This is a genomic window from Amycolatopsis sp. CA-161197, assembly GCF_050942255.1.
GTDB lineage: Bacteria > Actinomycetota > Actinomycetes > Mycobacteriales > Pseudonocardiaceae > Amycolatopsis.
On record NZ_CP192059.1, the window covers coordinates 692,245 to 706,263 of the forward strand.

At 69.5% G+C, this 14,019-nt stretch carries 11 protein-coding genes; 8 read left to right on the forward strand and 3 right to left on the reverse strand.

Annotation, left to right across the window (positions count from 1 at the left end; translation table 11 throughout):
- Positions 1 to 14 precede the first annotated feature (14 nt).
- Positions 15 to 1,304, forward strand: coding sequence for a sunset domain-containing protein (locus ACQPXB_RS03460; protein WP_432849410.1), 1,290 nt, complete (start codon positions 15 to 17; stop codon positions 1,302 to 1,304).
- Between the two features lie 72 nt (positions 1,305 to 1,376).
- On the opposite strand, the gene ACQPXB_RS03465 is transcribed toward ACQPXB_RS03460, so the two are convergent.
- The 3 genes from ACQPXB_RS03465 to ACQPXB_RS03475 all read right to left on the reverse strand — a co-directional run bounded on the left by ACQPXB_RS03465 (position 1,377) and on the right by ACQPXB_RS03475 (position 5,227).
- Complete coding sequence (locus tag ACQPXB_RS03465) at positions 1,377 to 2,441, reverse strand: 2-oxoacid:ferredoxin oxidoreductase subunit beta (protein ID WP_366589171.1); 1,065 nt, start codon at positions 2,439 to 2,441, stop codon at positions 1,377 to 1,379.
- Positions 2,438 to 4,387, reverse strand: a complete 1,950-nt coding sequence (locus tag ACQPXB_RS03470) for a 2-oxoacid:acceptor oxidoreductase subunit alpha (protein ID WP_432849413.1) — start codon at positions 4,385 to 4,387, stop codon at positions 2,438 to 2,440. Before ACQPXB_RS03470 ends, ACQPXB_RS03465 begins: the two co-directional genes overlap by 4 nt.
- Positions 4,388 to 4,780: 393 nt before the next feature.
- Positions 4,781 to 5,227 carry an Lrp/AsnC family transcriptional regulator gene (locus ACQPXB_RS03475; RefSeq protein ID WP_220245995.1) on the reverse strand — a complete coding sequence of 149 codons (447 nt, stop codon included), beginning with the start codon at positions 5,225 to 5,227 and terminating at the stop codon, positions 4,781 to 4,783.
- A 74-nt stretch (positions 5,228 to 5,301) separates the two neighbouring features.
- On the opposite strand from ACQPXB_RS03475, the gene ddaH reads away from it, so the two are divergent.
- The 7 genes from ddaH (at position 5,302) to ACQPXB_RS03510 (ending at position 14,013) form a co-directional block, all read left to right on the forward strand.
- On the forward strand, positions 5,302 to 6,144 hold the full coding sequence (gene ddaH, locus ACQPXB_RS03480; protein ID WP_432849415.1) for a dimethylargininase: 843 nt from the start codon (positions 5,302 to 5,304) through the stop codon (positions 6,142 to 6,144).
- 87 nt (positions 6,145 to 6,231) lie between these two features.
- Complete coding sequence (locus tag ACQPXB_RS03485; RefSeq protein WP_366589180.1) at positions 6,232 to 6,879, forward strand: polysaccharide deacetylase family protein; 648 nt, start codon at positions 6,232 to 6,234, stop codon at positions 6,877 to 6,879.
- A gap of 468 nt (positions 6,880 to 7,347) precedes the next feature.
- Positions 7,348 to 8,058 carry a glycoside hydrolase family 75 protein gene (locus ACQPXB_RS03490; protein ID WP_432849418.1) on the forward strand — a complete coding sequence of 237 codons (711 nt, stop codon included), beginning with the start codon at positions 7,348 to 7,350 and terminating at the stop codon, positions 8,056 to 8,058.
- Between the two features lie 247 nt (positions 8,059 to 8,305).
- Positions 8,306 to 9,637 carry a nucleotide sugar dehydrogenase gene (locus ACQPXB_RS03495; RefSeq protein WP_432849420.1) on the forward strand — a complete coding sequence of 444 codons (1,332 nt, stop codon included), beginning with the start codon at positions 8,306 to 8,308 and terminating at the stop codon, positions 9,635 to 9,637.
- Complete coding sequence (locus ACQPXB_RS03500; RefSeq protein WP_366589187.1) at positions 9,627 to 10,814, forward strand: glycosyltransferase family 4 protein; 1,188 nt, start codon at positions 9,627 to 9,629, stop codon at positions 10,812 to 10,814. The genes ACQPXB_RS03495 and ACQPXB_RS03500 overlap by 11 nt, the downstream gene beginning before the upstream one ends.
- Positions 10,815 to 10,957: 143 nt before the next feature.
- A complete protein-coding gene (locus ACQPXB_RS03505; RefSeq protein WP_432849422.1) occupies positions 10,958 to 12,307 on the forward strand; it encodes an exopolysaccharide biosynthesis protein in 1,350 nt (449 codons plus the stop codon).
- The gene (locus ACQPXB_RS03510) at positions 12,304 to 14,013 is read left to right on the forward strand and encodes a Wzz/FepE/Etk N-terminal domain-containing protein (protein ID WP_386946287.1); all 1,710 of its coding nucleotides are present in this window, start codon (positions 12,304 to 12,306) and stop codon (positions 14,011 to 14,013) included. The genes ACQPXB_RS03505 and ACQPXB_RS03510 overlap by 4 nt, the downstream gene beginning before the upstream one ends.
- The last annotated feature ends 6 nt before the right edge of the window (positions 14,014 to 14,019 follow it).

Genomic DNA, 14,019 nt, shown 5'->3' on the forward strand with positions numbered 1-14,019 from the left:
AAGGGGCAGAGAAGATGTCCATTTTCGGACAAGTCTGGCTGTGGAGCCTGCTGGCGTTCTTCGTCGGCGCGCTCGTGGCCTGGTTGGTCCTCGTGTTGCCGGCGCGCAAGCGCATTCGTGAGCTGGAAGACGCGCTGGCGTCGGCGCACGCCGAGAACGCGCGCACCCCGGCCAATGCGGCCGCGCTGGCCGCCGCGTCGGGCCGGACGTCGGTGCTGCCGCCGGTCGACGCGCCCGTGGCTTCGGAACCGCTGGGGTTCACGTCCGATCTCGCGGAGCCGGACAGCGAGCCGGCGTGGACGCGCGACGAGCGCGAGCACGCGCCGACCGAGCTGATCGCCGCGGCGCCGCCCGCCGGGTTCGACCCGGAGGCGGAGTACGACGCCGAATACCGCACCGCGCCGGAGCCGGGCGCTTCGCCCGAAGCGGACGAGCCGGCCCTGGCGTCCTCCGTGGACAGTGGCGACGTTTACCGCGCGGCCGCGACGGAGTACCTCAGCCCGGTCTCGCGCGAGCCGGACAGCGGGTACCACCACGCGGTAGAACTCGAGGACGAGGACCACGGCAGCGGCTACCACCGTGCGGTGGAACCGTTCGAGAGCAAGCTCGAACCGTTCGAGACCACGTCGTCGTTCGAGAGCCGCCTGGACCCGCCCGTCGTGCCCGACGAGCCGGTGTCGCTGTTCCAGCCCGCGCCCGCGGCGGATCAGTCCGAATCGGACTGGTTCTCGAAGGAACTGCCGGAGCGCTCGCCGTTCGAGGACGCGCCGGGCGGCGACTACCTCGACGAGCCGGAGTCCACTGAGCACCTGACGCCGGCCATGGCGCAGCCCGCGGCCGCAGTCGACGAGCCCGAAGAGTCCACAGAGGAACCCCTGGAGTCCGGCGGCCTGCCCAAGCGCCAGCCCCGCGAATCCCCGCGCGGCGGCTTCGACCCGCCGCGGCCGATCCAGCCGTCGATGCGCCCGGTCGAACGCCGCGAGCCGGACCTCACGGGCGCGCACAGCGGTTCGCTGTTCGAGCCGTCGGTGCAGCCCAACCAGGTCGCCGCCATGGCCGCCCCGGAACCACCCCCGGCCCGCGACACCGGCGAGGACTCCGTGCCGCCCGGCCCCTTCGGCCCCGGCTCCGCCATGCCCCGCCCCGGCGGCGGCCGCCCGTCGGACGCCTTCACGGTCAAGGCCAGCGTCACGGCGTTGCGGTACTGCACCGAGGAATCGCCACAGTTCCCACGCATGGTCGCCGAAGTGTGGTTCAGGACTTCCGCTGACGCCGAGCGCGTCGGCTTCAGGCCCTTGAGCTAATCCGTTGTAGACAGACCAAAAAGGCCGCTGCCCCGTTGTGGGCAGCGGCCTTTTTGGTCAAACTCGGAGACTTTAAACCACCGTCCAGGTGTCCTTGCCGCGCAGGAGGCCCTGCAGGTCGGGCTTGCGGGCCGCGCGGGCCTCTTCCACCTGGGCCCGGGCGCCGTCGTCGTAGGTGGGGCGTTCGACCTGGCGCAGGATGCCCGTGGGGACGTGCGTCAGGTTCTGGTCGCCCAGGCGGGTCAGCGCGAAGGCGTACGACGTGTCGGCGATGGTCGGGTCGTGGACGACCACGTTGTCCTCGCCGATGTCGCTCACCTTGGCGATGTCCAGGCCACCCCACTCGCCGCGGCGGACGCCGAACTCGCCCTCGGCGCCGAAGCGCATCGGCTCGCCCGCCTTCAGCGGGATGAGCCGGGACGCGGCCTCGTCCTTGTCCTTCAGGACGTCGAAGGCGCCGTCGTTGAAGATGGGGCAGTTCTGGTAGATCTCGACGATCGCCGAGCCGCGGTGGCGGGCCGCCGCCTCCAGGACCTCGGTGAGGCCCTTGCGGTCGGAGTCCAGCGCGCGGCCCACGAACGACGCCTCGGCGCCGATCGCCAGCGACAACGGGTTGAACGGCGTGTCCACCGAACCCATCGGGGTCGACTTGGTGACCATGCCCTGGCCCGACGTCGGCGAGTACTGGCCCTTGGTCAGGCCGTAGATCCGGTTGTTGAACAGCAGGATCTTGATGTTCACGTTGCGGCGCAGCGCGTGGATCAGGTGGTTGCCGCCGATGGACAGCGCGTCGCCGTCGCCGGTGACGACCCACACCGACAGGTCCGGGCGCGTGGTGGCCAGGCCGGTCGCGATCGACGGCGCGCGGCCGTGGATCGAGTGCATGCCGTAGGTGTTGAGGTAGTACGGGAAGCGCGACGAGCAGCCGATGCCCGAGATGAACACGATGTTCTCGCGCTTGAGGCCCAGCGTCGGCAGGAACGACTGCACGGCGTTGAGCACCACGTAGTCACCACAGCCGGGGCACCAGCGCACTTCCTGGTCCGACTTGTAGTCCTTGGCCTTCTGCGGTTCGTCGGTGGTGGGGACGAGGTCCAGACCACCGAGCTGCGGCAGTCCGAGGTCGATGGCGGTCACTTGACGCCCTCCGGAACGGTGCTGGTGATGATGTCGGCGAACACGTTCTGCAGCTCTTCGGCCTTGAACGGCAGCCCCGCCACCTTGGTGTACGAGCGCACGTCGACCAGGAACTTCCCGCGCAGCAGCAGCGCGAGCTGGCCCAGGTTCATCTCCGGCACCACGACCTTGTCGTAGGCCCGGAGCACGTCGCCCAGGTTCGCGGGCAGCGGGTTGAGGTGACGCAGGTGCGCCTGCGCGATCGGCATGCCCAGCTTGCGCACGCGCCGGCAGGCCGCGCCGATCGGGCCGTAGGACGAGCCCCAGCCGAGCGCGAGCACGCGCGCCTTGCCGCCCGACGGGTCGTCGACCACCAGGTCGGGCACGTCGATGCCGTCGATCTTGGCCTGGCGCAGCCGCACCATCTTGTCGTGGTTGTCGGGTTCGTAGGAGATGTGCCCGGTCCGGTCGGCCTTCTCGAGGCCGCCGATGCGGTGCTGCAGCCCCGGCGTGCCCGGCACGGCCCACTCGCGCGCGAGTGTCTCCGGGTCGCGCACGTAGGGCCAGAACTCGCCGGAGTCGTTGTCGGAGTTGGGTTCCGTGGCGAACTCGACGCGAAGGTCGGGCAGGTCCTCGACGTCGGGGACGAGCCAGGGCTCGGAGCCGTTGGCGATCGCGCCGTCGGACAGCAGCAGCACCGGCGTGCGGTACTTCAGTGCGATCCGCGTGGCCTCCAGCGCCGCGTCGAAGCAGTCGGCGGGCGACAGCGGCGCGATGATCGGCACGGGCGACTCGCCGTTGCGGCCGAACATCGCCTGCAGCAGGTCGGCCTGCTCGGTCTTCGTCGGCAGACCGGTGGACGGACCACCGCGCTGCACGTCGATGACCACGAGCGGCAGCTCCGTCATCACGCCGAGCCCGATGGTTTCCGACTTCAGCGCGATGCCCGGGCCGGACGTCGAGGTCACGCCCAGCGCGCCGCCGTACGAGGCGCCCAGCGCCGCGCCGATGCCGGCGATCTCGTCCTCGGCCTGGAAGGTGATGATGCCGAAGTTCTTGTGCTTGGACAGCTCGTGGAGGATGTCCGACGCCGGGGTGATCGGGTAGGTGCCGAGCAGGATCTGCAGCCCGGACTGCTGCCCGGCCGCCACGATCCCGTACGCGAGCGCCGTGTTGCCGGTGATCTGCCGGTAGGTGCCCTGGTCGAGCTTCGCCGGCGCCACCTCGAACGTCGTCGCGAACGACTCGGTGGTCTCGCCGTAGTTCCAGCCCGCGCGGAAGGCCAGGATGTTGGCCTCGGCGATGTCCGGCTTCTTGGCGAACTTCTCGCGCAGGAACCGCTCCGTGCCCTCGGTCGGCCGGTGGTACATCCACGACAGCAGCCCGAGCGCGAACATGTTCTTGCACCGCTCGGCGTCCTTCTTGCCGAGGCCGGTGTCGGCGAGCGCGCCCTGCGTCAGAGTCGACATGGCGACCCGGTGGACCTGGAAGGCCGACAGCGTCTCGTCGTCGAGCGGGTCGTTGTCGTACCCGACCTTCACGAGGTTGCGCTTGGAGAACTCGTCGGTGTTGAGGATGATCGTGCCGCCCTGCGGGACGTCACGCAGGTTCGCCTTCAGCGCCGCGGGGTTCATTGCCACCAGCACGTCGGGCCGGTCGCCGGGCGTGAGGATGTCGTAGTCGGCGAAGTGCACCTGGAACGACGAGACACCCGGGATCGTGCCTTGTGGTGCGCGGATCTCGGCGGGGAAGTTCGGCATCGTCGACAGGTCGTTGCCGAAGGCCGCGGCCTCGGACGTGAACCGGTCGCCCGTCAGCTGCATGCCGTCGCCCGAGTCACCGGCGAACCGGATGACCACCCGGTCCAGCTTGCTGACTTCGGTCGACCTCGAGCTGGTCAGGGAAGCGCTGCTGTGACCGTTGCCGGCCGCCGTGCTTCCCGGACCGCCGTTCGCACTCGTGCTCATGGGTCAGGGAATCCCTCTCTCCCGACGTGCTGCGACCCCGGGTCGGCCCCCGGGGAAACGCCCGCCCGGCGATGTCGGCTGGATCACCAGGCCTCCCCCGAGGTTACTCGTCGAGGACTCGGGAGTTCCCGAAGTGTGGGGTACCCGGAGTGGAGGCCTTCATCCCGTCACCGGCGGCGGGCGCCCTTTGTTACCTGTAACCGATGGTAACGGGATTTCCGGGGGAACCGCAGTGACGCACGTCTCCCACCGATGGGCCACACAAACCGGATTTCCCGGTCTGTGGCATGGACGATGCCACCGAATGGACTGGTCCCGCATCCGTGTCCCGGCATGTGGATAAGTTCATTCGAGTTCCCGATGAAGCCCGGGCCGGTTGTCCGGTCCAGCCGGTCAGCTCTGCGGGTTCGGCGGGCGTTCGAGCAACCGCGACAGGACGACGGTCGAAACGGTGCGGTCGATGATCTCCAGCCCGCGCAGCCGTTCGAGCGCCGTCTCGAGGTGGTGGATGTCGGCGGCGCGCAGGTGCACGATCGCGTCGGCCGCGCCCGAGACGGTGTAAGCGGCCACGACCTCCGGCAGTGGTTCGAGCCGCGCGCGGATGCGGGCGGGCGTGACGTTGCCCTGGCAGTGCACCTCCACGAAAGCCTCGGTGCCCCAGCCGAGCGCCTCCGGGTCGACGACCGCCGTGAAGCCGCGCAGCACGCCCGTCTCCAGCAGCCGGTCGACGCGGCGCTTGACTGCCGGGGCGGACAGCCCGACGACTTTGCCGATCTCGGCGTAGCTGGACCGCGCGTTGGCCACCAGGCAGGAAACGATTCGCTGGTCGATGGTGTTCACACGCAATGTTTAGCAGGTATGTGCGCAGCGAACAGCGATTGATTGCGCGGTTAGGTCGACCTTACCCTTCAATCATGCAGGCAGAGTCTGTGCAGCGAGTGCCCACCACCCGCCGTTACCTGATGTGCCCGCCGCGGTTCTTCGCGGTGGACTACGTGATCAACCCGTGGATGGACCCGACGCAGCCGGTCAGCGCCGACGTCGCGGTGGCGCAGTGGACCGAGCTGCGCGACACCTACCGCCGTCTCGGCCACACGGTCGAGGAGATCGAGCCGCAGCCCGGCCTGCCCGACATGGTGTTCGCCGCAAACTCGGGCACCGTCGTGGACGGGCGAGTGCTCGGCTCGCGCTTCCGGGCGCCGCAGCGCGCGGCCGAGGCCGAGCACTTCCGCCGCTGGTTCGTGGAGCACGGCTACCGCGACCTGACCATGCCCGAGCGGATCAACGAAGCCGAGGGCGACTTCGCCTGGACGGGCAGGCTGCTGCTCGCCGGCACCGGCTTCCGCACCGACCCGGCCGCGCACGCGGAGGCGCAGGAGGTGCTCGGCGTGCCCGTGGTGTCGCTGAGCCTCGTCGACCCGCGTTACTACCACCTGGACACGGCGCTGTTCGTCCTCACCGAAGCGACGGACACGACGGCCGCGCAGATCGCCTACTACCCGGAGGCCTTCTCGCCCGGCTCGCAGCGCGTGCTGCGGCGCCTGTTCCCCGACGCCGTAATAGCCACGGCGGCCGACGCCGAGTGCTTCGGCCTCAACGGCGTCTCCGACGGGCGCAACGTCGTGCTGCCGCTGGAGGCCGTCGGACTGGGCGCGCAGCTGGCCGAGCGGGGCTACGAGCCCGTCTACCTGGATATTTCCGAACTGCGGAAGGCCGGCGGCGGGCCGAAGTGCTGCACTTTGGAGATTCGCAAATAACTTTGTGTAGATAGTGTAACTACTCCATTTGCCAAGTCGATTAATCGAGAACAGGAGGTCCGACGCTCCGAACCGGGACGAGGTGCGATGGTCAACTTCACCGTGCACGGCATCGGCAGGCCCCAGCGCGCGCTCGATCCGGGCGAAGACGAGCGCTGGATCACGGTGGAGCAGTTCGAGACCTTGCTGGACGTCGTCGCGAAGTGCCCTGAATCACGGTTGACCTTCGACGACGGGAACGTCTCGGATGTCGAGGTCGCATTGCCGCGGTTGGTGGAGCGTGGGCTGCGCGGGGAGTTCTTCCCGCTCGCCGGCCGGGTCGGGTCGCGGGGGTTCGTGGACCGGGCCGGGTTGCGTTCGCTGGTTGCCGCCGGGATGGACGTCGGCTCGCACGGCTGGGATCGGTTCGGTGCGCGGCGGTTCGAGGAACGCGTGCTGCGGCGGGAGCTCGATGCGGCGCCGCGGTTGCTGGGGGAGCTGAGTGGGCGGGCGGTGTGCCGGTACTCGCTGTCCGGGCGCCGGGTGGATCGGCGGGTGTTGGGGCGGTTGCGAGCTGCTGGGGCGACGCGGGTGTATGCCGGGTCGGGGCCTGGGGGTTCGGGGGTTCGGGGTGGGGAGTGGTTGCAGCATCGGGTTGAGGTGCGCCATGACCTTGATCGGAAGTGGGCTGAGGGTGTGTTGGTGGGGCGGTATGGGCGGTGGCCTGGTCGGCTGACGGGGTTGCTGGACTTCTGAGTTTTCGGTCCTTCTGAGGTTTCGGTCCTCGCAGGGCGGCTTGCGTTGGGGAGCACCCCGAAGCTGGATTGTGCCGCAGGGAGGCTTCGGATCGGGGTGCCGGGCGGGGGCTGGGTGCTGGGGTGCGTTGCGTTGTCGGCTTCCGTTGGTGGGTGGGGGTCCGCTGCGGCGGGTGCGTGGCGTTCGCTGCGGTGGGCGGGCGGTGGGGGGCTGCTGCGTTGTCGGCGTGCGGTGGTGGGTGGCGTTCGCTGCGGTGGGTGTGTGCCGGTGTTCGGGACTTCGGTTTTCGGGGTTCGCGAACGGTTTTGTGGTTGTACCAGCGGTTTCGTCAAATGTCTGCAACCGGTGGGAAAACCACTGACGGGCGAAGTCTTGTCACCGTGTGCGTCCGGGGGCATCCTGTGCGCTACGCCGCAATCAGTAAGGAAACTTTCCTAACTAACGTCTCTTGACTGACAGGGAGCCTCGATGAGGAAGCTGATCCTGTTCGCAGCCATGGCGGTCGCCGCCGCGGTGATGCCGGCGGCGGTGGCGTCGGCGTCGGCCGGGCCGGCGGGGCCGGACCACGCGCAGGTCGCCGCGGCGCCGGCGGCCGGGCCGACGGCGGCGCAGTTGCTGGCGAAGACCAACAGCTGCAACCAGATCTCGAACGGCAAGTACAAGACCGACGAGGACGCCGGGTCCAAGACCGTCGCCGTGTGCGACGCGAACGGGGCTGTGTTCTGGAAGGCCGACATGGACATCGACTGCGACGGGCAGCGCACTTCGCAGTGCAACGAGAACACCGACTGCTGTTTCCAGGGCGACACGGCGTTCCACCAGAGCGACGGAAAGCCGCTGAACGCCGCGACGCTGCCTTACATCGTCGTGCCGAGTTCGAGCGGCACGTGGAACTACAGCTCTTCCGGGCTCAAGGGTGGCGGCAGTTGCGCGGTGATCTACAACGGAAAAGTCGAATACACCGTCATCGGTGACACCGGGCCGACCGGGATCATCGGCGAGGCTTCGTACGCGACGGCCAAGGACCTCGGCATCAACCCCGACCCGTCCAACGGTGGTACCGACTCCGGCGTGACCTACATCTGCTTCAAGAACTCGAAGGTCTCGCCGATCGAGAACCACGGCACGGCCACGAGCACGGGTCAGGGTCTCGCGAGCACGTTCGTGAACAACAACTGAACTGACGGCACAACGGGCGCCGGGGAAGCTTTGTCGAGCTTCCTCGGCGCTTCGTCGCTTCTTGGCCGAAATGGCGCTACGACAACGGGAAATGTTGTCGAGACCACTACGCCGAGCTGAAACACTGCCGAAACAGCGCAAAATCGATACGCAAATCCGGTTGCCATTTCTCCACTGGCCTGAACGGGTAACGAACTGCGTCCGCGCGCCGACCAAGGGATCAGCGAATGCGGGCGGAGGTTCAAGCGTGAGGATCAGTGTCTTCGGGCTGGGGTACGTGGGGTGTGTGTCCGCGGCCTGTCTGGCGGGGAACGGGCACGAGGTCGTCGGGGTCGACGTGAACCCGGTGAAGGTCGACCTGGTGACGCGCGGCAACGCGCCGGTGGTCGAGGAACGCATCGGTGAGCTGACGGCCCAGGTGGTGGCGTCGGGGGCGCTGCGCGCGACCACCGACGTGGCCGAGGCGGTGGCGGCGACCGACGTGTCGCTGGTCTGCGTGGGCACGCCTTCGGCGCCCAACGGCAGCCTCTCCACCGAGTACCTCGAACGCGTGGCCGACGAGATCGGCGAAGCGTTGGCGCACAAGGCTGTGACATCCAAAGAGCGCCGGCACACGGTCGTCTTCCGCAGCACGATGCTGCCGGGCACCTGCCTCGACCTGCTCGTGCCGATCCTCGAGAAGTCCAGCGGCCGCACCGCGGGCGTCGACTTCGGTGTGGCGGTTAACCCGGAGTTCCTGCGCGAGGGCACCAGCGTGCGCGACTTCTTCGACCCGCCCAAGACCGTGATCGGCGAGCTCGACAGCGCCAGCGGCGACATCGTGGCCGAGCTGTACACGGGCCTGCCCGGCGACGTCTTCCGCGTGCCGATCCCGGTCGCGGAGATGACCAAGTACGCCGACAACGCCTTCCACGGCTTGAAGATCGGCTTCGCCAACGAGCTCGGCGCCGTGTGCCGCGCCCTCGGGCTCGACTCGCACAAGGTGATGGACGTCTTCCTCGCCGACCGCAAGCTCAACGTGAGCCCCGCGTACCTGCGCCCGGGCTTCGCGTTCGGTGGTTCTTGCCTGCCGAAGGACCTGCGCGGACTGGTCTACGCCGCGCGCCGCGCCGACGTGTCGGTGCCGATCCTCGAGCACGTGCTGCCGTCGAACGAAGATCACCTGCAGCGGGCGTTCGACCTCGTCGCGCGCACCGGCAAGCGCAAGGTGGGCCTGTTCGGCCTATCGTTCAAACCGGGCACGGACGACCTGCGCGAGAGCCCGCTCGTCGAGCTGGCCGAGCGGCTGCTGGGCAAGGGCTTCGACCTCAAGATCTACGACGCCAACGTGAGCCTGTCGCGCCTGATGGGCGCCAACCGCGAGTACATCGAGAGCCGGCTGCCGCACCTGGGCCAGCTGCTCGCGGGCTCGGTCGAAGAGGTGCTGGAGCACGCCGAGGTGTGCCTCGTCGGCACCGCCGACCCGGCCGTGCTGGCCGCTCTTCCCCACGGCGGCGAGCAGACGCTCGTCGACCTCGTCCGCCTCCCCGACGCCGAGGTGCGCCGGGCCGAAGAGGGATACGTCGGCCTTGCCTGGTGACAAGAAAAAAGCCCTGATCCTGGTCGAGAACCTCTCGGTCCCGTTCGACCGCCGCGTGTGGCAGGAGTGCCAGACGCTGCGCGACGCCGGCTGGGAGGTGCACGTGATCTGCCCGCAGGGCACGAAACGCGACACCGAACCCGAAGCCGTCATCGACGACGTGCACATCCACCGCTACCCGCTCAAGGCCGCGACCGGCGGCCCCGCGGGCTACGTGCAGGAGTACGGCTCCGCCGTCTGGCACACGTTCCGGCTGGCCCGCAAGGTCGGCCCGGTCGACGTGGTCCACGCCTGCAACCCGCCGGACCTGCTGTTCCTCGTGGCGCGCATGCTCAAGCGCCAGGGCGCGAAGTTCATCTTCGACCAGCACGACCTTGTGCCGGAGCTGTACTTGTCGCGCTTCGACCGCGGCCAGGACCTGCTCTACCGCGGCGTCTGCGCGCTCGAACGCTCCACGTACCGCGCGGCCGACGTCGTGATCGCCACCAACGAGAGCTACCGCCAGGTCGCCCTCATCCGCGGCGGCAAGCGGCCCGAGGACGTGTTCGTGGTCCGCAGCGCGCCCGTGGTCGAACGCTTCCACGAGGTGCCGGCGGAGCCGGAGCTCAAACGCGGCAAACCACACCTGCTCTGCTACCTCGGCGTGATGGGGCCGCAGGACGGCGTGGACTACGCGTTGCGCGCGCTGGCTTCCCTGCGCGACGAGATCGGCCGCGACGACTGGCACGCCGTGTTCGTGGGTGCCGGCGACGCGTTCGACGACGTGGTGGCGCTGTCGAAGGAACTGGGCCTGGAAAACCAGGTCGAGTTCACCGGCCGCGTGTCCGACGCCGACCTGCTGCGCTACCTGTCCGCGGCCGACGTGTGCCTTTCGCCCGACCCGCTGAATCCGCTCAATGACGTGTCGACCATGAACAAGATCATGGAGTACATGGCGATGAGCAAGCCCATCGTCTCGTTCGAGCTGCGTGAGGCCCGCGTGTCCGCGGGGGAAGCCGCGCTCTACGCGCCGGCCAACGACGTGACCGAGTTCGCGAAGCTCGTCGCCGTGCTGCTCGACGACCCGCAGATGCGCGTCCGGATGGGCGAACTCGGCAAGGCGCGGGTCAGTGGGCCGCTGGCCTGGGAGAACTCGCAGAAAGCGCTGCTCGCGGCGTATGAGCGGGCTGTGCGCTGAGCTCCTGTGCTTGATCGCGGTTTGAACAAGGTTCGTGCGTTCGGTGTAACCAACGCCTCCAGCACGACGACGGGGTCAGTGACCGGTACGCCACTTTCGGAGGGGAGACCCCGGTTTTGAGTGACGACACGGTACGACTTTCGATGGTGGGGCAGGTTCTGCGCAGACGCTGGAGGGCGCTGCTGATCCTGGTGGTCGTGGGGGCGGGCGTCGGTGCGGGGGCTTCAGTCGTGCTGTCGCCCGGGTACGAGACCACGGCGAGCGTGCTGCTGCAGGGCCCGCGCCAGGCCGACGAGCTGCTGACGCAGGCCCAGGTGGCCACCAGCTCGGTGGTCCTGGACCGCGCGGCCGCGGCGCTCGGCATGCGGGACAGCGGTCCGGACCTCCAGAAGAAGGTCACGGCCTCGGTGGCGCAGGGCAACGTCGTGGCGATCACCGCGAGCAGCGACACCCCGGCGCACGCGCAGCAGCTGGCCGATCAGGTGGCGCAGGAGTTCGTGAAGTACTCCACGCAGCTGCTGTCCAACTCGGCCGGCTCGTCGGCGCAGCTCGCGCAGGAGCAGCGGGAGGCGCTGCGCCAGCAGGTGGCGCAGACCAACCAGCGCATCCTCGACCTGTCCCGTTCGGTGTCCGACGGCCAGACGGTGGAGGGCGTGCAGGTCCGCACGGAGCTGCAAGGCCTGCGCACCTCGCTGGAGCAGGCGATGAACAACCTCGACGCGGCCGACGCGGCCACGGGCGCCGGGAACATGGTCGTGATGGGGCCGTCGGAGAAGCCGACCTCCGCCGCCGCGCCCACGTTGCCGCAGCTCGCCGGCGGCGGCGCGATCCTGTTCTTCCTCATCGGCCTGCTCAGCTACCTCTTCGGCGCGCGCAGCGACCGCCGTCCGCGCAGCGAGACGGAGATCGGCTCGGCGCTGGGCGCGCCGGTGCTGGCGAGCGTCGACGTGCCGGAGACCGGTGAGCGCGAGAGCGTCGGCGGGTTCCGGGGTGTGCTGCGCCGGATCACGGGCAGCGACAAGCCGTGGAACCTGCCGGAGGTGCCGGCTTCGGCCGACGCGGCCAGCCGCGAGGTGCGCTACCGCCGGGTGTTCGCCCGGCTGGGCACCGACCGCGACGGCGTGCTGCGGCTGCTCGTGCTCGTCGCCGCCGGCGACAGCGCGGCCCGGCGCGCCGCGGCGCAGTTCGCGAAGGTCGCCGAAACCGAGCGCGTGCGGGTGGAGCTGACGATCACGGAGGTCACCGTGGGCTCCGGCGCGCAGCCGACCGTGCCCGACGGCACCGCAGGCGTGCTCGTGGTGCTCTCGGTCGGCAGCCGCAGCGCGTGGGAGCTCGTGACGATCGCCGAGGCGTGCGCCGACGCGGGCCACGAGGTGCTCGGCGCCGTGCTCACGCGTCAGGTCCGCGTCACCGGGAAACCACGCAGAGACCCCGCCTCGGCGGATCCACCCCAGGTCCCGGTGGACCGTGACGTGATGGCAGGTTCGTCGTGACCGGTTCGCAGAATTCCTCGCCGCCGCTGATCGACTTCCAGCGGCTCGTCGTCGCCGTGCGCCGGCACCGCCGGCTGTGGGTCACCTTCGCGTTGCTGGGCCTCGTGCTCGGCGGTGCGGTGGCCGTGCTGCTGCCGGCCCCGCCGACCGCGGTCACCAAGATCATCGTGATCCACCCGGACGACTCGCCGACCGACAGCGGCACGCTGATGCGCACCGACGTCGCCGTGCTGGAGACCGCGAAGATCGCGTCGGCCGCACTGCAGAAGGTGCACAGCACCGAGACGACCGAAGACTTCCTGAAGGACTACACCGGCCTCGGCCTGACCAACAACGTCATGCAGGTGACGGTGACGGCCAAGACCAAGGACGACGCCGTCGCCAAGGCCAAGGCGCTGGCCGACGCCTTCATCGCCGACCACGTGCAACGCAACCAGGCAGCGGCGACCGCGCAGGCCAAGGCGCTGACCGATCAGCGCACCCAGGCACAGCAGCAGCTGGCGCAGATCGACGCGCAGGCCGCCGCCGAAGCGGACAAGGGCAACCGGGCCAACGCGGGCACGCTGGAGCAGCTGTACACGCAGCGCGCGGACCTCGTGTCGAAGATCGCCGACCTGCAGAACCAGGCGCAACAGGCGGGCATCGGCACTCCGCAGGTGGCCGCGGGCACGCAGATCGTGGACGCGCCGGCGATCCAGAAGGTGTCGTTCCTCAAGACGGCCGCCACCAACGGCGCCATCGGCTTCGCACTGGGGCTCGCCCTCGGGCTGGCCCTGGCGATGGTCACCGCGCTCGTGCGCGACCGGCCGGTGCTGCGGCGCGAGGTCTCCGAGCACCTCGGTGCGTCGGTGATCGCGCAGCTGCCGTCGAAGCTGCGCGGCCCGAAGCGGCTGTGGGCCAAGTCGAAGCCGGTGGTCGAACGCAAGCGCGTGGCCGTGACGCTCGTGCGGGCGGCCCGGGCCGAACGTGGGCCGCTGTCGTTGCTGGAGCTCGGGGCGCCCGGCGTGGCCGCGGGGCTCGCGGTGGACATGGCGGCGGAGCTGGCCGAGGACGGGCCGGTCGTGGTGATCGACGACCTGCCGCGCCACGACGCGAAACGGCTGACCGTGGCCGGCGACGTGAAGGTGGTCGAGGTCGGGGACCCGTCGATCAAGCGCGCGGTCTACCGGCTCGGTGTCGGCACGGTCGCGCCGGGCACGGCGTGGACGGACCTGGAATATCTCGGCACGGAGACGGTGCTGGTCGTGCGCTCGGGCCACGCGAACACACTGTGGCTGCACACGGTGGCCCGGCAGCTCGCCGACTGCGGCATCCCGATCCTGGGCGTGGTGCTCGTCGATCCGGACCCGAAGGACCAGACCGACGGGACGTTGTGGGACGGGCTGCACACCGCGTTGCGCGGGCGTGCGTCCGTCGTCGCGGCCAAGCAGATCGAGAAGCCGCCGCGGAAGTTCGTCGAGCAGGAGCCGGAGAAGCCGATCGACTGGCCGGTGGAGCATGACAGCGAGACGACTGTCGAGGCTTCGGTCGTCAATCCGGTCATGCCGGCCGAGAAGAAGGACCACCTCGAAGCGCCGACGCGTCGGCTGAGCCCCGTGCCGCGCAAGCCCGAAGAGCGCGCGCCGGAACAGCGCAAGTCCGAGCCCGGCAACTCCGAGATGCCGACCAAGAAGTTCGCGCCCGTCCAGTCCGGTCCGGAAAGCTAGAGAGGG

Bases quoted from the DNA above. Each gene is read 5' to 3' on its own strand.
- ACQPXB_RS03460 (WP_432849410.1), top strand. From the start codon at position 15: ATGTCCATTTTCGGACAAGTCTGGCTGTGGAGCCTGCTGGCGTTCTTC.
- ACQPXB_RS03470 (WP_432849413.1), bottom strand. From the start codon at position 4,387: ATGAGCACGAGTGCGAACGGCGGTCCGGGAAGCACGGCGGCCGGCAAC.
- ddaH (WP_432849415.1), top strand. From the start codon at position 5,302: ATGCAGGCAGAGTCTGTGCAGCGAGTGCCCACCACCCGCCGTTACCTG.
- ACQPXB_RS03485 (WP_366589180.1), top strand. From the start codon at position 6,232: ATGGTCAACTTCACCGTGCACGGCATCGGCAGGCCCCAGCGCGCGCTC.
- ACQPXB_RS03490 (WP_432849418.1), top strand. From the start codon at position 7,348: ATGAGGAAGCTGATCCTGTTCGCAGCCATGGCGGTCGCCGCCGCGGTG.
- ACQPXB_RS03505 (WP_432849422.1), top strand. From the start codon at position 10,958: ATGGTGGGGCAGGTTCTGCGCAGACGCTGGAGGGCGCTGCTGATCCTG.